The sequence below is a fragment of the Halomonas sp. OfavH-34-E genome (assembly GCF_024124525.1).
In the GTDB taxonomy this organism is placed as follows: Bacteria; Pseudomonadota; Gammaproteobacteria; order Pseudomonadales; family Halomonadaceae; genus Halomonas; species Halomonas litopenaei.
Genome location: NZ_JAMXRY010000074.1, coordinates 1 through 17,397 on the forward strand (window position 1 = coordinate 1; position 17,397 = coordinate 17,397).

Consider the following 17,397-nt stretch of genomic DNA (forward strand, 5'->3'; position numbering starts at 1 on the left):
ATTGCGCTACCCTCTCCTCGATACTGTTGGTATCCGCCCCAGTCCGACCGCCATCGGCTGGGGCTTCTCGTCAGTCAACCCCGTGATGGATTGCCCCTGTGGACTGGATCATCGACCGCATGGCGTCGTAGCCGTGGCGATGTCCGAATTCCCGGTCGATCGGCTGGCTGCTGCACCCGGCCAGGGACAGGACGGTGATCAAGATCAGTGCTCGCATGATGTTTACTCCTCTGTCGGCGCTGGCAGTATGATTTCGCCCACTCCGCCGCAGTCTGGGCAGACATGAATCATGCTTTCGGCATATCCGCCCAGCGTCTGGTCTATAGAGCCATCGCCGTCGCACGTATCGCATGTGATTACCTGACCTGCCGGCGTCGCCGGGCAGTTTTGCCAGTGAGTTGGCTTGTCGCCATCATCGAAGGCTCTAAATTGCACCTCTCCATTCCATGAGATGTGATCGGTGTAGGGCATCCACTCTCCATGAGCGGAGTCGATGAAGGCTGTCACCGGGGTAGGGCAACCCTCGAAGGCAACCATTACAGGGACGCCGACTCCCGGCAGCCGATCCTTTACGCTGATCCACTCGCTCATGCCTCCCTCCTCATGCCGCCCAGGCGTCCCGCTTCTCGTGGTATTCGCTGAGCAGCCGGTCGTAGTCGTCGTCGGTGAGCTTGGCCTCGAGCCACGCCGCCGGGTAACCGCGGCGGTCGAGGATGTCGAACTCGAATTCCTCCGGCTCCGGCGGATCGGCGTCACCGTATCCCCAGCCGGTGGTGCGCATCGGCGCCCCATGGCTGTAGAACGTCACCCGGCACCGGCACGGAATACCGGCAACGGTGGTCATGAACGTCATGCCGCCGCCCTCCTCCGGTAGTGCTGGTCCAGGGCGATCTCGATCGCTCGATTGACCTCCGAGCCGCCCCGATAACCGTTGCTCAGAAACACCTCGGCAACGGCCATGATCAGACCGTCCATCGACAGCTGGTCAGCCATCAGAGCCTCTTTGATCGCGTCATCGACCGGGTACGCCCCCGGCTCTCGGCCAGCGTCTCGCAGGGCCTCGATGTCCCTCGAGTGTTTGCTCCATCCACTCGTGCACATACCTACCTCCTGCCGCACCAAGCGGCGCCGATGAATGCGATGGCGTACAGAATGGCGAACACCACCAGCCAGGATTTATCGGGGGTCATGACTGGCCCCGGGCTTTGGCCAGGGCATCAGCCATGGTTCGGCGAAGCCCAGCAAGGGCTTCTGCCTCTCCGTAATGCTCTGCATCCACTTCGCTATCTGCGGGCAGCCAAAGATCGACAACCCTCTCGAAGGCGGCCAGCGCCTCATACAGCTCCGGCGCCGCCGCGATCAGGCTGGCGTTTGCGTCCGCCTCGGGGTCGCCCGGCGAATAGATGGTGGCCAGGTCGTCATGCCAATAATCAGCCGTCGCAATGTGGTAGCAGGCGTGCTGAGGGTGGTCGTCATACGCGAACCACGGCCCCGGTGTGAATTTGGTCTCGCTCATGCCCTACCCCTCGTGCAGATCCACCCCAGAAGGCCAGCCAGGCCGCCCAGGGCAGTGAAGAAAGCGAAAAACGAGCCCATCACGGTGATGGCGATGGTCTCGTTCGATGCGTCAGGGGGCAGCATGCTGACCGCCCAGACGGCGAACTCGCGGATTGGGTTCATGTGCTGCCCTCCTTGAATGGGGCCCAAAAAAAGCCGCTCGGGTGAGCGGCAATGCAGGGAACAGGTGGTGATGCGGGTGCATCGGGGAAGACTGTGAGTGATGGCGACCCACAACGGGCGACCTCCCAACTCCATGGTTAGGTGCGCTAAGCCTCACGTCTGGCAACCGCTCCAGGGGCAGCGCTACCCTTGGGTTATTGCCAATCGCTACGCAACCGATCACCGCACTCGCGAAATGCCGGGCCGTCGGTTAACACTGCGCCACGCCATCACTCACAACCCTCTCCGATGGCCCCGTACTCTGGCCCGGGGCGGGGCGCTGGGCCGCACTGCGCAGCGGATCGCGTAACCCTGGTTGTCACGCCCTGCGGCGCAGCTCGTTGTAGATGTCCTGCATGAACTCCCGGCCCTGCATTCCAGCCAGCGTCTCGACGCCCGCCTTCTGATCTTCCTTATGGGCATCCAGCGCTTCGAAGGCCTTGCACGCCATGTGCTCGACGACCCGCTGCGCCTCTTGCGCCACTTCCCGACCCATCCGGGCCATTTCCGCATCGGTCTCCGGCATGCCGTTTGCGCTGATCCAGCGCTCGGCGGCGAGCAGGTGGTGCGGGGTGATCATGTCTTCGGTGATGTGCATCTCGACTCTCCCGTTGTCATCCATCAGCCCTCTCAGCGAGAAGGCTGGTGGATGACGCCCCGCTGTGCAGGGCGTCGATCACTGATTACTCTTTGGTCTTACGCCACCCGGCCCGATAGAGCATTCTGGCGATGCGCTCCCGCCCGTAGAGCAATGGGCCATGGCCTCGCACGAATGTGTCGGCAACCATTTCGCTGATCACCTTGTCTTCAAGACTGGGTATGGGGCGGTACCCGTGCTTTGCCGAGTAATACGAGTTGTTGTGCTTCAGATGGAAGATTGCTTTGCCGTTGTGGTGGGCGATGATTTCGCATCGCTCCCAATCATCTAAGCCGCAGTCGATCTCGCAAACTGTGCCCACCGGGGGCAGGCCTTCACCGTTCCACTCCTGCTTATCCATCACGCTCTCCTGTCGCTGTGCATCCGAGAGGGCTGGCCGGTGCTGATCTCCGGCTTTTGCATCAATGACGCGCGCGAACGGTTCTCATGGTTCCTACCAAGCCGCTTGACGATGTTTTATCTCTCGCCGTCCCCGGCGCGGAGCCTGCAGGCTTGCGACCTGCAGGATGCTTGGCCTACGTCATTGATTGCGCATCAGCCTGCGCATTCAACCCTCTCGGATGGGCTCTGCCGTGGCAAAGCCCGGAATTCGTCTCTCTCGCACCGCCGATGTCGCCATCGGTAGCTCCTGAGGCAGGTGTCCCCCAGCAGCCCTACAGCCCCCAACCGTTTTAGGGGGATGCCCCGCGACGCCGACCTATTCTTCTGGTGGTCTTCACGCCTCTGCATGCGGGATAGCTGTGCGATTACTACGTCAGATTGTTAAAGAGCGTGGCCAGGTGGCCGGTGGTGGGCTGCTGCCCTGTCCACGCTTCACAGTCTACAAGTTTATCTTGTTTCTGCAAGCCATAAACGACAAGAAAACAAGTTTAGATTGTAATCGCTTGTTTTTTAGGCACAAAAAAACCGCCTCAAAGGCGGCTGTGTGGTCAAACTGGTGGCCTACCGGATGCTGTTCATGTACTCCAGGGCTTCTGGGAAGCCTGATGTCGAGTAAGTAGAGTCTTTATGGATGCCGCGCGGCCACGAGGTGTATCGGGTTCGAAGCACGCTCCCAGCGTGCATCTGATCAATCAGGCTCTGAGCCTTTGATCCGCTCAGCATAACGTCCTCTCTCGCAGACAAAGGCTGATTCGAGTCAACCCTGAAGACAAGATCAGATCGCGGATACTGATCCCCCAGCAATGACAGGAAGTACTTGCCATTCTGCCAAAACAAGAAAAAGTCGCCGCGCTTGATAGTGCATGACCTGTCATCCGTCATCGCGTCAGTGCTGCAACTAACTGCCCATGAGGTGTCTCTGGCGCCGGGGTAAGAAGGCTCGTCCGGGCTACTGAAGGCCCCTGCCTTACTGCCATCATGCACTATTTGATAGCGAATCCCCTGGACCATCCCTCGCTCATAAACTTTGCATCCAAGATGCCCGGCATCAACAAACTCAAACTCCGCGCCAGACTGATACGTTGCAATGTCATCGGAAGTGACTCCGGAGCAGGCATCTTGTTGTGCCGCGACCTGGGGAACAGGGCGGAAGCTGGCCGACTGTTCGTGACCTGCAACACATCCGGCTATTGGCGCCAACAATACAGCGATTGCCACAAACTGCCTCATATTTCTCCCTCTCGCTCTTCCATCGCAATTGACTAGGCAAAAGTCTCCCACCAAAACACACGTCCGATGATGCGTGGTGCCTCGGGGTCTCCAATCATGTAGACCTCCTCGGGATACTCGGCTTGGTTGTCGCTAACTACACGCATACGGTTGAGCGGCGCTCGATACAGGCGCTTAACACGCAGCATGCCACCGTGATCAAGCGCGTAGACCTCGCCGTCAATGATGTGACGACAGCCCTTGTCTATGCCGATCGGCGAGCCGTCTTTGATGACGGGTTCCATGGAGTTGCCAGCAACCGTTGCGCAGGCTGCATTGTGTGGCTGAATTCCGGCCTTAGCCAGCCTGACCAGGCTGAACCGCATAGAGCACCCGTGATTCTCGATTACCTCGGTCCGACCATCGCCTGCCGCCATCTCGACTTCCCGAAAGAATGGGATCTCGATCTCGTCAGGCGCGAGCGGTCCTTCGTCCTCAACGATCTCAGTGTCGTGCATCACCATCTCGTCAGGCCCTAACTCACTCATGGAGCCCTGCCCGAAGATCAGCCACTGGGAACGGACACCGAGCTGCTTCGCCAGTGTATCGATACGCTTATGACGAGGCATGGTCTTACCTGCCTCCCATAACTGCACGGTCTGAGGGGAAACGCCGAGAATATTGCCCAACTCGGTCTGGTTTAGGCCTCGACGCTCCCGCGCTTTCTTCAATCTCTCTGGGAATTCCATCTGCCTGCCTGGGTGGGCCTGTGGGACGCCAAAGTGGCTGCCCATAAGCCTACAAGCATTGCTTGTGAGCGGCAAAACAAGATTGGCTTGTAAACCGCGTGGTATGGCGCTATCCTCGTTACAAGTTTTTCTTGGAGTGAAGGTCATGACGCCTCGCAAAGCCCTGAACAAGGCAATCAAGGAAGCCGGAAGTCAGAGCGCCCTCGCTCGAGCTTGCGGCGTTTCTCAGCAAGCGGTCCAGCAGTGGGCTGTCACCGGCAAAGTTCCTGCTGCCCGAGTGCAGAGCGTTGTTGCTGCATGTTCTGGCGCGGTCAGCGCTATCGACCTTCGCCCCGATGTGTTCGGCGAGAAGTACGTCGCCTAACCACAACCACAGATTAGCCCAGCCCAGCAGCACCGGGCAGGTTTCACCACCAGCGAGACATACACATGGACAAACTTACAGCAGCCATTCAGGAAGTCGCCGAGGACTACGGATACAAGCGCCTCGCCGCAGCGGTGGGCTGTCCGTACCAGGTGCTGGTGAATCAGTGCAACCCGATCAACGACCGTCCCATCTCGCTTCGCAAGTTCTGGCTGATGTTCTCCATCACCAAGGATATGCGCCTGCTGGTGGCGTTTCTGGATGAGATCGGGGCAGTAGCCGTAGCCAAGGGTAAGCGCGACGAGAACGCCAGCCTGTTCGATCTGGTGGTGAATCACCAAGTCGCCGCCGGGACTGTCGCCCAGGTTATCCGCCAGGCACTGGATGACGGGCTGATCACCGCCGAGGAAGCGCGGGACATCCGCAATGCCATCCGCGCCGAGATCGATTGTTTGACCGCTCTGGAATCAGAGCTGATGGAAATGGCCGAGCCGAGACTGGCCAAGGCCTGAGAGGAGAATGATATGCACACCATCCCCTTCAAGACACAAACGAATGAACAAGGCGTGCCAGAGACACGCCTTGTCGACGCGGTTATTCGCTCCGGTAAGCACTGCCGTGAACTGACCGATTCTGCGTCTGCTTCTCGACCTGCGCCGTCAGGTCCGAAGGGTCACCAATGATTGAGCTAAGGGCTAGCTCAAAGGCCTTCCGGTCTTGCACGCCTTGCAGAGAGCTGCTCAGAAACTTGGCGGTTTCTTCCATGAGCTCAGTGTTGAAACCCGGGCTCTTGGATGCTCCCGCCTTGATGGCTGTCAGGGCGGCGAGAACACCTGCCTCAAAGTCAGTGATCACAGTTTTGTCCATGTCGGGCCTCCTTGGCCGTCGTGTGTGTGGAAACTCCGACGATACCACGGATGCGCCCGGCGCCCTTTAGACGAGAAAAAGCCCCGCAGGTTTGGCGACCAAGGGCGGGGCTTCACTACTTCAAAAGGTGATCAAAGTATGAACGACATCATCGAAACCAGCAAGCCCACCATGTCGAGCCGCGAAATCGCGGAGCTGACCGGGAAGCGTCACGGTGACGTGATCCGAGACATTCGCACGATGTTGGAGCAAATGGGGGATGACGCAGATTTGCGTCATGTCACCGAGGAGCGGGATTCGCGCGGGTACACCCAGCATTTCCTCCTCGATCGCTACCACACCGAAGTGCTGGTCACCGGCTACGACGTCAAGCGCCGGGCTGCCGTGATCAAGCGCTGGTACGACCTCGAGACTGGCGCGGCCAAGCCTGCCCTGCCCGACTTCACCAACCCTGTCGAGGCCGCCCGTGCCTGGGCCGACGAGGTTGAGAGCAAGCTGCGTGCTGAGGCCGCCCTTGAACATGCCAAGCCTGCCGTTGAGTTCGTCGAGCGCTACGTCTCCGCCGACTCCGGCAACAAGGGTTTCCGCCAGGTCGCCAAGCTGCTCCAGGCCAACGAGCGCGAGTTCCGCGCCTTCCTGCAAGACAGCCGTGTCATGTACCGCCTGGGCGGCGAGTGGATGCCGTACCAGCAGCATATCGACGCTGACCGCTTCGTCGTCAAGACCGGCGTAACTGAGGACGGTGGCCACTCCTACAGCCAGGCCAAATTCACACCCAAGGGCGTCAATTGGATTGCCGGCCTGTGGGCTCAGTACAAGCTGGAGGACGTGGCATGAGCAACCTGGCCCGTATCTCCGACCACGAGCGTTTCGAGGCCCGGGAAGTGCCCGAGCCTGAAAGCAAGGGGGCACAGTTGGAAGACGGATATGTCCGTACTGCCAACGCTATCGTCGAGGCGCTTTGCAAGGCCCCTCTGACGAGCAGAGAGGCCCGTGTCGTCCGTGCGGTAGAGCGCGCCACCTTCGGGTGGGATCGCTCCTCAGCGCGCCTCTCACAAAGCGTCCTAGCCAAGATGACTGGCCTGACGACCAAGCGTTGCAGCGAAACCGTGAACGGCCTGTTGGCCAAGAAGGTTCTTCGTCGCGATGGCGGCTCGCAGGCCCCGATCGGCATCAATACCCGCATCAGCGAGTGGGATTTCTCGGCTCAGAAGTCTCGGGTGTCCCCAAAACGGAAGCCTGATCCAACTTGGGGACTCCGACCCCAAAATGGGGACGAAAAACGTCCCCAAGATGGGGACACAAATACAGACACTACAGACACTCTAGAACCTAAAGGTTCTAGAAAGTCCTCGAAGAAGTCCTCGCCGAAGAAATGGGGTGACCCCGTTGACCACGAGATGGCCGAGCAAATGTTCGCCGCCATCAGTGCCGACCTGACCAACCCCAAGCGTCCGAACATGAGCTCCTGGGCAAACGAGTTTCGCCTGATGCGAACCCGTGACGAGCGCACCGTCGAACAAATCCGCTTCCTGATCACCTGGACTGCCCAACACCAGTTCTGGTCAGGCGTCATCCTCAGCCCCGCCAAGCTGCGCGCCAAGTGGGATCAGCTCGAAATCCAGGTCAAGAAGCTCAAGGAGTCTCGTCATGAAAACCGCATCTCAGCTGGCAACCGTCGCGCAGAGCAGGATCGTGTCGCAGCGAGCCTCGCAGACCCCTACGACACCTCCTGGGCGGAAGGCCTTTTCGACGAAGGAGGAGCGAAAGCAGGAGATTCAGGGGCTGGTGAACCGGGCGTTTACCCGGCTGGAGGCGATTTTTCCGAGGACATGGCGGATGTCGTTCTCGACGAGCGAGATGCTTCAACTGGCCAAGCGGGAACTCGCACTTTCGATGGCGAGGTGGTCATCACTGCCGACGATGGAATCGCTCGACATGGCTATTGAAGAAATCAAGCTCGAGGGCGGGAACTGGCCGCCATCCATCGCTGAGCTCTGCCGAATCTTCAAACCGCGCCTGAAAGACTTCGGGCTGCCGGAACCCGAGATCGCCTTCCGCGAGGCTTGCACCTACGCAGGTCGGATTATGGAGCACCACTGGAGCCACCAGGCCGTCATGGACGCCACCACTGCCACCGGCTCGTGGGATCTTCGCCACTGCTCAAGCGAAGGCGAGCGATACCGACTGCGCAAGGTGTTCTTTGCCGAGTACGAGGCGCTGTGCAATCGACTCCTCGAAGGCGGTGAGCTGGATGACCGGGTTGCTCTTCTCGAAAGCGATGAGATGAAAAGCGAGATCCGCAAGGCCCAAGAGGCCAGCGAGCGAAAGGCTCAGCAAGAGGCGGAGGATTTCTGGCGCACCCGTGGTGAAGAACCGCCGAAGAGCACTGAAGAAACCATCGCTCGAATCAAAGGGATTCTTGCCGAAGGAGGTGATGCATGAGCCCCCGCGCCTGGACTGAGGAGGAGGAGCAGAAGCTGCGTGAAATGTACGAGGAGTTCACCCCGGTACCTGTCATCGCGGCCCTGCTGAAGCGCTCCCGGGCCTCGATCGAAGGCAAGGCCGCGGGCCTGGGAATCCGGGACGTCGAGCGGCGCCAGTTCAACCGGGCCCATCCGCTGCGATCAGACCCGTGGCACCAGTACCGGAAAGGGCGGCATGCCCGCGACCAGAAGGAAGGCTGCCACGCGCCGGCCAACCTATCACCGCGTCTCGTTGCCTGGTTCAAAGCCGGATGGCACGACCGCGACATCGAGCTAGGACACAGCGTAATCGCGGAGGGCACGGCATGAGCAACGAGCACTCCTACCGTATCGAGTCCCTTCGTGACCTCCAGAGCGTGCTGGGCATGGCCGGGCGGATGGCGAGCAAGGGTCTCGAGGCCGGTCCGGTTGAGCTGGTCCTGCGTCGGCCCGGGCGCGTCCTGAGCCAGAACGCCAAGTTCCACGCCATGATCACCGACATTCATCGCCAGGCCTTCCGCGGCTACTCGTTCGACGGCGTGAAAGCGGTCCTGGTCAACCAGTTCGCCCAGGAGATGGAGGAGCAAGGCACGCCGCTGGCCAAGCCGGGCGAGCGGGTCTGGGACTGGAAGACCAAGGAACCAGTCTACGTCCGGCCGACCACCACCAAGTTCCGCAAGGCCGAGGCCGCCGCCTTCATCGAGTTTCTCTACTCCACCGGCGTAGAGCTCGACGTGGCATGGAGCGAGCCAGCACTGAAGGTCTACGACGAATACCGGGAGGCCGCATGAAAGACGAAATTTTCCTTTACAGCCTTGTTGTGTGGCTGTGGGTGGTAGCGACGTTTGTATGGGCGTTCCCGCTCTACTCGGCATGGCAGGCGGGTGTCCATGGCCCTGTGCTGCTCACCGCATTTGTCATTTTCGCAATAGCCACGCCAATCCTGGTGTGGTGCATCTTCAAGATTTTGCAGATTAGGCGAGGCGGCCAATGAACCCGACATTCGCCCTATTCGCCTTCGCCATCGTGTCCTGCCTTGGCGCCTGCGCCGCCCTAGCTTGGGCGCAGCGCGAAGAGAAGCGCCGGGCCCGCGAGGAGATGCGCAGCTTTCTCGAGCAGATCGACAGGAGGGATTCATGAGGCTCAAGCCCTATCGCTCCCGCCAGTGGCTGGCCAACGTCCACCAGCTCGACCAGTGCGTCCTCTGCGGCGCCTGGGGCATTCAAGCCGCCCACTCGAATCAAGACCGGGGGATGGGCCAAAAAGCCAGTGACTGCCTATGCGCGGCTCTATGCCCGGCTTGCCACCACGACATCGACAATGGGCGCGACATGGACAAGCAAGAGCGCCGGGCGCGCATGGACCGCGCCATCGTCCTGACCATCGACCAACTTGCCCGCCGCGGGCTGCTGGAGGCCTCCAAGTGACTGACCACATCGACAATGCCCTGCTTCGCCACAAGGAACCGGTCTCCGATATCGTGCGCATCTTCGTGCCGTATCTCGCCAGCAGTACCAATGTGGCTCTTCGCCAGAACCGGTTCGCCCGCAGCCGGGAAGTCAAAGACGCAGCCTGGGCGGCCAAATCTGCCTGCGCGGGCATGGAGCCGATCAATGGCATGGTCGATCTGGTGTTCCAGCCGCGACTAGGGAAGGGGCAGCGCACGAGGGATACGTCCAACTATTCCGCCAACGTGAAGCACGTGGAGGATGCCCTGGTGGCCGCGGGCGTTCTGCCCGACGACCGGGGCGAGTACGTCCGCCGCATCATCATGGAGCCGCCAGAGATCGACCGTAAGAGCGAGACCTGCACCTGGGTGGAGATCATTCCAGTGGAGGCGGTATGAGCGACAAGCAATCCGAGCGCCCGCCAGATCGGCGATACCACAACGATCCGAGGCGCCGGTCGTGAAGTGGTCACGGAAAAGCACCTACTCGATACAGAGCGGCGAGTTCGTGATCTGCAAGACAACTCACGGCGGCGTCGACCGCTACACCCTCTGGCGAGGGTTTCAAAGCATCAGCGAACACAGCACGGCGAACGAAGCCAAGGCACGAGCAAAACGGGAGAGCGCGGCATGATGGCAGCGACCAAGCAGCGGCAGTACGACTACGGGCGCATGAGCATGAGCGATCTGCGCGACCATGCCAAACAGACGCACCCCGAGCACACGGATGACGCAGCGCGGGCCTACGTTGACCGCCTGATCGATTTGGAGCTGGAACGACGCCTCGACCTGCTCCATCGGCGCCCGGGCTGGCACGCGCACTCGCCCGTGGCCATGATCGGTTGCGGAGGCGGCGGTGGTGGCCGGCATGACCAGATGCTCGTGGCCTACGAGAAGGGAATCCCGAACAGCTACTGGCACGAGGTGGCCAGGGTGGTACTGGGCAAACTGCCCACCCGTCGCTTGATGGCCCTGATGATCAAGGCGGCGAAGATGGATAGCCGGCTCGAGGGCCCTTGGTGCGCCACATTCGATCAGGTGGCCGCCGCCCTGGGCAGCTACGCCCAGATGCTTGGATGGCCTGGTGCATGTGTCGACGCTGCGAAGACGGTTGTAACCGTAGTCGAGACCGAAGTGCCGCGCAGCCACCGCAACAGCCAGCACGTCTTCCCCATGCGCCCCGACGACGCAGAGCGCGAGCTTGCCCGCATCGAGGCCGCAAAGGAGCCACGCCGGGTGCGGCGGGAAACCAAAGAGCGAAAGCCGATGTTCAAGGACGGCCAGGCGATCAAGGATGCTGCCAAAAATGCGCGAATCGAAGCAATTCTGATGGCAAAAGCGGGAATCGCTTGACATTTTCCATTCGCAACATACAATTCATGTAGGCTCGCAGTACGACCGTCAAGAGCCAGCACATATCAAAGCCTCGCCCTCACCGGCGGGGCTTTTTCGTTCCTGCGCCCTGGCCTCACGCCGGGGCGTAGTTCGTTATGCCGCCCTGCGAGCCTTCCCTCGTCCTGGTCGGGCGGCACCCTTTCCCGTGATGACGCCGCCACCTGGTGTCTTTGCCCGTTCCTGCGGGCTGTTTTATTCCCCCGAGGTGTCGCCATGAAGACCAGCCAGCGCGGACTGAACCTGGTCGCCGAGTTCGAGGGGCTTGAGCTTGAGGCATACCCTGATCCCGGTACTGGCGGCCATCCTTGGACAATCGGCCTGGGTACGACCCGTTACCCCGATGGCTCCGGCGTTCAGCCCGGCGACACGATCACCGAGGATCAGGCCTTCGCCCTTCTCCGCCATGACGTTTCCCGTTTCGAGGATGACGTCGAGCGCCTGGTGGTTGTACCGCTCAACCAGAACCAGTTCGACGCCCTGGTCTCGTTCACCTACAACGTCGGCCCTACCGCTCTCGAGACCTCTACCCTGCTGCGCAAGCTGAATACGGGCGATTACCGTGGCGCAGCGGACGAGCTACCGCGCTGGAACAAGGCCGGTGGTCGCGTACTGGCTGGACTGACCCGGCGACGCAAGGCCGAGCGCGAGTTGTTCCTGACGCCCGAGAGCGTCCAGTTTCACTGGCTTGACGAGACCGTCAGAGTTTCGCGGCCCTGATCTACCCCCTTTTGAATACGCAGACCGCGAAAGCGGGAAACACACCAGCCCGAGAGTTCCTATGGCTGAACAAGACGATCCTCTCGAAAGGCTGGAGCGCCGCGTCTGCACTGACCCCCAGTTTTCAGAACAAGACGTCGCCCTGATCCACGAGGTGCTGCGAGCCTATCGCGGCTGGAAATCCCTCGGTTGGGCCGCCAAGTGGGTGACGATGATCCTGGCCAGTCTTGCGGGCGCTCTGATGGCATGGAAGACCGTAGCCGAGGAGATACGCAAATGGCTTACCGGATAGCACGCTGGGCCCTTAGCTGGCCCGCCTTTTTCCTGGCCCTGGGCTGGCTTGGGCTGTTCTCGCAGACAGACACCGCTGCACGACTTCATGGGTCGGTGCTCCCGGTGGTCACCGAGATGCAGATCGAGAGCCTGGCCGAGACGGAATACCTGGGGCGCCCTGCCACGATCGTGAGCGGTTCGGCAGTCAAGAATCGGGAGTGCAGCTTCCGAGGCGTCGAGTGGGCGCTCGAGGGTCAGGCCGGCATGGACGTGAAGGTCAACGCCTTCTTCAAGGATGCTCCAATGATCCGTGGCGAAGGCGTGCAGCGCTGGCAGGCGCTGATCGTTGGCGTTCCCCCTGATCAGCTACCCGACACCCGGGGCGTCGTCCGGCATGAATGCGGACGCTTCCCCGCCATCACGTCGCTCTACAGCGGCGAGTGAGGCCAAGCATGGACTGGAGATCAGCCGTTGAAGAAGTCGCCAAGTACGCGCCTGCCGTGGCCACTGCGCTTGGCGGTCCTGCTGTGGGTGGTGCTGCAACTGGTGCCGCCCTTATGGTCACTTCTGCGCTGGGCATCGAGAACGATCCTGCTGCACTGGTGGCAGCGACTCAGGATCCTGCCAAGCGTGCTGAGCTGGTCCGCCTCAACAACGAGCATCGCCAGGCACTGGAGGCTATGCGCCTCGAGGCTGAGAAGGCCGCTGCCGCCGAGCAGACGGCTCGACTGACCGAGACACAGCGCACCATGCGCGCCGAGCTGGAGCACGAGGGCTGGTTTAAGAGCGGATGGCGCCCTGCCCTGGGCTGGGTGTTCGCCTTCTCCCTGGGCACCCTGTCTGCCGTCATGGCCTACACCATAGTGATCGACCCCACAGTCGTGGGTGATCCCGAGTTCACCGGCATGCTGATCTGGCTATTCGTGACCATGGGCGCCGCCCTGGGCATCAACGTCCGCCAGCGCACCGTAAACAAGGCGCTCGAGCGTGGGCAGCAGCCCCGCACGTTCATGGACGCGATCAAGACGAGGTGAGAGATGTCCCGCGCAATACGTCGTCATCATTCCCAGCGGATGAAGGCCAGGTATCGCAGGAAGGAAAGAGTCCACCCTTATTGGCGCAGCGACGAGCCTGCCGCCGCCGGCAAGTACACCAACCATGGGTGCACTTGCTCGTGCTGGATGTGTGGCAACCCACGTAGACATCACGGTGAGCTGACAATGCAGGAGCGCCGAGCGCTTGATCTGAAGGACGCCCAGCGAGGCATCTACGACGGCGACACGGACTCTCCATGCGCATGGCACTGCACTGATGATGATCCAGAAGCGCCGTGCGAGGCGATCTGAACACCCACAGCCGCAGGAAGGTGATCCCCTGGCTACCAAGGCCCGGCGTCGATAGACGATTCACCCGGTGACCGCCCTTCGGAGAAAGCTCCCAAGGGCCCTATTCAGCCTGTCGTGTTGAGCAATCCATTACACCGACAGTGGATGGCGGATAAATCCCCGGCGATATATTCGCCTTGCGTCAAGTAAACAGCACCACTCAAGCCCTGGCATTCGCTGGGGCTTTTTGTGCCTGCGTCCTTCACACGACGCACAAACCACAGAGCCTTACGGGATGAGTCTATTGGGGACGGCAGCGTGTCGCCTCTGTGGGCTGCCAGTACCCGTGTGAACTCTAGGCTCATCGCCATAAGGACGACACATCATGAGCAACGTTGCTTTAAAAAATGTCAGACGTAAAGCAAGAGAAATTGGAAGCCATCAGTGCCTGTACTGCATCACATTCAGCCATGGATTAATGAAAATCGGCAGAGCATCAAATGCCGAAAGAAGACTAAACCAGCTCCTCAACCATGGCTTGATGGATGATTTGGTCGTAGACGCCATTTTCATCCAGGTTCCTGCGGGGAGAAATCTTGCCAAGGCAGAATCTGACGCTCTTCGCTTGGTTGGTAGTGCCACGGAGAAGCGTGGAGAAGAAATTTTTGACTGCATAGAAATTGAAGACGTCAAGGGGATGCTCCTAGGAGCGGCAGAAAACTCCCCCGATGAAATGGTTAGGCCTACCCCTCAGGACTTTCACGAAATAGCCAGTTCATCTGGGATGTATCGATCGCTTCTGCATTGTGCATATGAGAAATCTCTCAGTCTCGGTATGCGAGAGAGGTCGGAGGAAATCAAGTATATCCTCGATAATGGTACTGATGAGCAAATAAACCACTTCATGAATCAGATGCAGCTCAAGCTGGACGTGGCATAAGCAAACGGGGGTCAATCTGACCACCCCTCACGATCCAGGTCCGCATGCTCGAGGATCAGATGCAACTGCGCCTGCTTGCGTGACCGTATTGCTCACGGTGGCTGGCAAGTCCGTCCGCCGTGAGCTCAGCACCGCTTATTCAATGAGGCACTCATGGCAGCACCTAAAGGCAACCAGTTCTGGAAAGCCAGGACCAAGCACGGCCGCGACAAGCTATTCGCCAGTGCCGACCTGCTTTGGGAAGCCTGCTGCGAATATTTCCATTGGGTGGAGAAGCACCCGCTGTGGGAGTCCAAGGCGTTCCACAATCAGGGGGAAGTCGTGATGGCGACTATCCCGAAGATGCGGGCAATGACTCTGGACGGGCTTTGCCTGTTTCTCGACATCGACCCGACGACCTGGCGCGAATGGCGTTCCGACGATGATTTTTCCCCGGTCATAACGCGAGCAGAGGCCGTGATCCGAGACCAGAAGTTCTCTGGCGCCGCAGCCGACCTACTGAACGCGAACATCATCGCCCGCGACTTGGGACTGAGCGACAAGCAGCAGACCGAGCACTCCGGCGAGATCAAGACCACCGCCCCGACGATCAACATCACGAGGGAATGATGAGTGACGATGCCGCCCTCAACGTCAGGCTTCACAAGCGACAGGGGGAGGCGTTCGACTCAGAGGCCACCGAGATACTCTACGGCGGCGCAGCCGGCGGCGGGAAGTCTCACCTAATGCGCGTGGCCGCCATCATCTGGTGCGCCGAGATCGCGGGCCTGATGGTCTACATCTTCCGCCGGCTGTCCGACGACCTCGAGAAGAACCACCTCTACGGCCCGGGCGGCTTCTTCGAGCTGCTCGCCCCGTGGTTCAAGACGGGGTGGGCCAAGTACAACGGCTCGAAGCACTACATCGAGTTCTGGAACGGCTCGCGCATCTTCCTGGCTCACTGCCAGCACGAGAAGGATAAGTTCAAGTACCAGGGCGCTGAGATCCACGTCCTGTTGATGGACGAGCTGACGCACTTCACCGAGAGCATCTACCGCTACCTGCGCGGTCGCCTGCGCTTGGGCGCACTGGAGGTGCCTGAGAAATACCGGGGCATGTTCCCTCGCGCTATTTGCGGATCGAACCCGGGCGGTGTGGGCCACAACTGGGTGAAGTACGCATTCGTCGACGCAGCCCGCCCGATGGACGTGCATAGGGCGGCGAAAGCCGATGGCGGCATGCTGCGCCAGTACATCCCTGCGCGCCTCAACGACAACCCGTCGCTGCTCGACAACGACCCCGACTACATCGACCGCCTGGAGGGCTTGGGCAACCCCGCCCTGGTCAAGGCGATGAAGGATGGCGACTGGAACATCGTGTCCGGCGGCGCCTTCGATGACGTCTGGCATGAGGCGCGGCATGTCGTGCCGCGCTTCGCCGTGCCGTCCAGCTGGTACGTGGATCGCTCGTTCGACTGGGGGTCGACACATCCCTTCTCTGTCCTCTGGCATGCCGAGGCAGATGGCACCGAGGTAGCACTGGAGGACGGGCGCACCTTCTGCCCGCCCAAGGGCTCGATCATCGTCTGCCATGAGTGGTACGGCGCCAAGGGGCCGAACGAGGGCCTGAAGCTGTCGGCGCCTGAGATCGCCAAAGGCATCAAGGACCGCGAGGCATCGCTGCGTGAGGGTGACTGGTTACCCGCGTCGATCAAACCAGGCCCCGCCGACAACCAGATCAGCAACGTCAACGAGTCCGGCAGCGACAGCGTGGCGAAGAAGATGGAGGCGGAGGGGGTCAAGTGGACTGAGTCGGACAAGAAGCCTGGATCGCGGGTGAACGGTCTTGAACTGATCCGCACCCGCCTGAAGGAGGCTGCCAAAGAGGCGCCCGAGGAGCCGGCGCTCTACTTCATGGACCACTGCCGCAACATCATCGCCCATCTGCCGGTACTGCCGCGTAGCGAGCGCAATCCGGACGACATCGACACTACCGCTGAAGATCACGACTACGACGCCCTGCGCTATCGCGTGATGCGCAAGCGTCCCAATGCCGGAATGCGCCGGATCAGAGGACTCGCCTGACTATGCCCGTCACCACGACACACCCCCAATACGACGACAAGCTCACCGATTGGGAGCTGATGCGCGATAGCCTCGAGGGCGAGGGGGCGATCAAGGCCGCGGGCGCCGGCTACCTGCCGAAGACCAGTGGCCAACTGGCCCTCGAGCACCAGGCGAAAACCGACGAAAGCGCGATGCTGTCGCTCGACGAGGCCCGGGAGATCTACCAGTCCTACAAGCGGCGCGCCCAATACCCGCTGTGGGTGAAGGACTCACTGCGTACGATGATGGGGCTTGTGTCTCGCCAGGAACCCGAGATTAACCTACCGACCTCCCTGGCCTCCCTTCAGGACGAGGCCACGGCCGATGGCTTCCCGCTCAAGACGCTGTTTCTTCGCTCAGTGCTGGGTCTGCTGGCCTATGGCCGACAACCTCTACTCGCTGACTGGGATGGCGACGGCCGACCCTATGTGGCCCTCTACGGCGCGCTCGACGCCATCAACTGGCGCGAAGCTGATGTCGATGGGCGTCGCGACCTGGTGCTGAGCGTGCTGCGCGAGGCCGTACACCAGGGTGACGAGTTCAGTCACGACAGTGAGGCCCGCTACCGAGTGCTCGACCTCAACGAGGGTCGATACCGGGTGCGTCTGCTGGATGAGCATGGTGAAGCAGTCGGCGAGGAAGACATGCCGGGCACTAACCAGGCGCCGCTCGACTTCATCCCCCTGGTCTTCTTGGGCAGCACCGACAACAACGCCGACACCGACGAGATTCCGCTGCTGACCATGGCGAAGGCGGCGCTCAAGAGCTACCAACTCTCGGCAGACTACTACACCAGCCTCCATT

At 60.8% G+C, this 17,397-nt stretch carries 30 protein-coding genes; 20 read left to right on the forward strand and 10 right to left on the reverse strand.

Annotated features, from left to right (window positions below; translation table 11 throughout):
* Window positions 1-70: 70 nt before the first annotated feature.
* The 9 genes from NH448_RS21590 to NH448_RS21630 form a co-directional block, all read right to left on the reverse strand.
* Window positions 71-217 (reverse strand): hypothetical protein, encoded by a 147-nt coding sequence (locus tag NH448_RS21590; protein WP_253029428.1) that lies wholly within the window; start codon window positions 215-217, stop codon window positions 71-73.
* Between the two features lie 5 nt (window positions 218-222).
* Window positions 223-591 (reverse strand): DUF551 domain-containing protein, encoded by a 369-nt coding sequence (locus NH448_RS21595; RefSeq protein ID WP_253029429.1) that lies wholly within the window; start codon window positions 589-591, stop codon window positions 223-225.
* 10 nt (window positions 592-601) lie between these two features.
* Window positions 602-853, reverse strand: a complete 252-nt coding sequence (locus NH448_RS21600) for a hypothetical protein (RefSeq protein ID WP_253029430.1) — start codon at window positions 851-853, stop codon at window positions 602-604.
* Window positions 850-993 (reverse strand): hypothetical protein, encoded by a 144-nt coding sequence (locus NH448_RS21605; protein ID WP_213226952.1) that lies wholly within the window; start codon window positions 991-993, stop codon window positions 850-852. The genes NH448_RS21600 and NH448_RS21605 overlap by 4 nt, the downstream gene beginning before the upstream one ends.
* Before the next feature lie 193 nt (window positions 994-1,186).
* Window positions 1,187-1,516 carry a hypothetical protein gene (locus NH448_RS21610; RefSeq protein WP_253029431.1) on the reverse strand — a complete coding sequence of 110 codons (330 nt, stop codon included), beginning with the start codon at window positions 1,514-1,516 and terminating at the stop codon, window positions 1,187-1,189.
* Complete coding sequence (locus tag NH448_RS21615) at window positions 1,513-1,680, reverse strand: hypothetical protein (protein WP_213226956.1); 168 nt, start codon at window positions 1,678-1,680, stop codon at window positions 1,513-1,515. The genes NH448_RS21610 and NH448_RS21615 overlap by 4 nt, the downstream gene beginning before the upstream one ends.
* 358 nt (window positions 1,681-2,038) lie before the next feature.
* On the reverse strand, window positions 2,039-2,317 hold the full coding sequence (locus NH448_RS21620) for a hypothetical protein (RefSeq protein WP_253029432.1): 279 nt from the start codon (window positions 2,315-2,317) through the stop codon (window positions 2,039-2,041).
* 85 nt (window positions 2,318-2,402) lie between these two features.
* Window positions 2,403-2,717 carry a hypothetical protein gene (locus NH448_RS21625; RefSeq protein ID WP_253029433.1) on the reverse strand — a complete coding sequence of 105 codons (315 nt, stop codon included), beginning with the start codon at window positions 2,715-2,717 and terminating at the stop codon, window positions 2,403-2,405.
* Between the two features lie 1,303 nt (window positions 2,718-4,020).
* The gene (locus NH448_RS21630) at window positions 4,021-4,716 is read right to left on the reverse strand and encodes a helix-turn-helix transcriptional regulator (protein WP_253029434.1); all 696 of its coding nucleotides are present in this window, start codon (window positions 4,714-4,716) and stop codon (window positions 4,021-4,023) included.
* Window positions 4,717-4,861: 145 nt separating this feature from the next.
* Between NH448_RS21630 and NH448_RS21635 the strand changes: the two genes are divergently transcribed.
* Window positions 4,862-5,080, forward strand: coding sequence for a Cro/CI family transcriptional regulator (locus tag NH448_RS21635; RefSeq protein ID WP_253029435.1), 219 nt, complete (start codon window positions 4,862-4,864; stop codon window positions 5,078-5,080).
* A 65-nt stretch (window positions 5,081-5,145) separates the two neighbouring features.
* Window positions 5,146-5,592, forward strand: coding sequence for a phage regulatory CII family protein (locus tag NH448_RS21640; RefSeq protein ID WP_253029436.1), 447 nt, complete (start codon window positions 5,146-5,148; stop codon window positions 5,590-5,592).
* 82 nt (window positions 5,593-5,674) lie between these two features.
* Here the strand turns inward: NH448_RS21640 and NH448_RS21645 are convergent, their stop codons facing one another.
* Complete coding sequence (locus tag NH448_RS21645) at window positions 5,675-5,947, reverse strand: hypothetical protein (RefSeq protein WP_253029437.1); 273 nt, start codon at window positions 5,945-5,947, stop codon at window positions 5,675-5,677.
* A 138-nt stretch (window positions 5,948-6,085) separates the two neighbouring features.
* Between NH448_RS21645 and NH448_RS21650 the strand changes: the two genes are divergently transcribed.
* The 18 genes from NH448_RS21650 to NH448_RS21735 all read left to right on the forward strand — a co-directional run.
* Window positions 6,086-6,784: a phage antirepressor KilAC domain-containing protein gene (locus tag NH448_RS21650; protein ID WP_253029438.1), complete on the forward strand. Its 699-nt coding sequence runs from the start codon at window positions 6,086-6,088 to the stop codon at window positions 6,782-6,784.
* A complete protein-coding gene (locus NH448_RS21655; protein ID WP_253029439.1) occupies window positions 6,781-7,896 on the forward strand; it encodes a replication protein in 1,116 nt (371 codons plus the stop codon). The genes NH448_RS21650 and NH448_RS21655 overlap by 4 nt, the downstream gene beginning before the upstream one ends.
* A complete protein-coding gene (locus NH448_RS21660) occupies window positions 7,787-8,392 on the forward strand; it encodes a hypothetical protein (RefSeq protein ID WP_253029440.1) in 606 nt (201 codons plus the stop codon). Before NH448_RS21655 ends, NH448_RS21660 begins: the two co-directional genes overlap by 110 nt.
* Window positions 8,389-8,742, forward strand: a complete 354-nt coding sequence (locus NH448_RS21665; RefSeq protein WP_253029441.1) for a hypothetical protein — start codon at window positions 8,389-8,391, stop codon at window positions 8,740-8,742. The genes NH448_RS21660 and NH448_RS21665 overlap by 4 nt, the downstream gene beginning before the upstream one ends.
* A complete protein-coding gene (locus tag NH448_RS21670) occupies window positions 8,739-9,203 on the forward strand; it encodes a recombination protein NinB (protein WP_253029442.1) in 465 nt (154 codons plus the stop codon). Before NH448_RS21665 ends, NH448_RS21670 begins: the two co-directional genes overlap by 4 nt.
* Entirely contained in the window at window positions 9,200-9,406 is a 207-nt protein-coding gene (locus NH448_RS21675; protein WP_253029443.1) for a hypothetical protein, read from the forward strand. Before NH448_RS21670 ends, NH448_RS21675 begins: the two co-directional genes overlap by 4 nt.
* Window positions 9,403-9,552, forward strand: a complete 150-nt coding sequence (locus NH448_RS21680; RefSeq protein ID WP_222569950.1) for a hypothetical protein — start codon at window positions 9,403-9,405, stop codon at window positions 9,550-9,552. Before NH448_RS21675 ends, NH448_RS21680 begins: the two co-directional genes overlap by 4 nt.
* Window positions 9,549-9,839 (forward strand): hypothetical protein, encoded by a 291-nt coding sequence (locus NH448_RS21685; protein ID WP_253029444.1) that lies wholly within the window; start codon window positions 9,549-9,551, stop codon window positions 9,837-9,839. Before NH448_RS21680 ends, NH448_RS21685 begins: the two co-directional genes overlap by 4 nt.
* Window positions 9,836-10,258, forward strand: a complete 423-nt coding sequence (locus NH448_RS21690; RefSeq protein ID WP_253029445.1) for a hypothetical protein — start codon at window positions 9,836-9,838, stop codon at window positions 10,256-10,258. Before NH448_RS21685 ends, NH448_RS21690 begins: the two co-directional genes overlap by 4 nt.
* A 231-nt stretch (window positions 10,259-10,489) precedes the next feature.
* Window positions 10,490-11,212 (forward strand): hypothetical protein, encoded by a 723-nt coding sequence (locus NH448_RS21695; protein WP_253029446.1) that lies wholly within the window; start codon window positions 10,490-10,492, stop codon window positions 11,210-11,212.
* Between the two features lie 255 nt (window positions 11,213-11,467).
* Window positions 11,468-11,971, forward strand: a complete 504-nt coding sequence (locus tag NH448_RS21700; protein WP_253029447.1) for a lysozyme — start codon at window positions 11,468-11,470, stop codon at window positions 11,969-11,971.
* A gap of 61 nt (window positions 11,972-12,032) precedes the next feature.
* Window positions 12,033-12,263 carry a hypothetical protein gene (locus NH448_RS21705; RefSeq protein ID WP_045995096.1) on the forward strand — a complete coding sequence of 77 codons (231 nt, stop codon included), beginning with the start codon at window positions 12,033-12,035 and terminating at the stop codon, window positions 12,261-12,263.
* Complete coding sequence (locus NH448_RS21710) at window positions 12,248-12,688, forward strand: hypothetical protein (RefSeq protein WP_253029448.1); 441 nt, start codon at window positions 12,248-12,250, stop codon at window positions 12,686-12,688. Before NH448_RS21705 ends, NH448_RS21710 begins: the two co-directional genes overlap by 16 nt.
* 8 nt (window positions 12,689-12,696) lie before the next feature.
* Complete coding sequence (locus NH448_RS21715; RefSeq protein WP_253029449.1) at window positions 12,697-13,278, forward strand: 3TM-type holin; 582 nt, start codon at window positions 12,697-12,699, stop codon at window positions 13,276-13,278.
* A 676-nt stretch (window positions 13,279-13,954) separates the two neighbouring features.
* Entirely contained in the window at window positions 13,955-14,509 is a 555-nt protein-coding gene (locus NH448_RS21720) for a hypothetical protein (protein ID WP_253029450.1), read from the forward strand.
* 153 nt (window positions 14,510-14,662) lie between these two features.
* Entirely contained in the window at window positions 14,663-15,118 is a 456-nt protein-coding gene (locus NH448_RS21725) for a DNA-packaging protein (protein WP_253029451.1), read from the forward strand.
* Complete coding sequence (locus NH448_RS21730; RefSeq protein WP_045994871.1) at window positions 15,118-16,572, forward strand: terminase family protein; 1,455 nt, start codon at window positions 15,118-15,120, stop codon at window positions 16,570-16,572. The genes NH448_RS21725 and NH448_RS21730 overlap by 1 nt, the downstream gene beginning before the upstream one ends.
* A 2-nt stretch (window positions 16,573-16,574) precedes the next feature.
* The coding region (locus tag NH448_RS21735) for a hypothetical protein (protein ID WP_253029452.1) at window positions 16,575-17,397 on the forward strand (823 nt) is incomplete at its 3' end.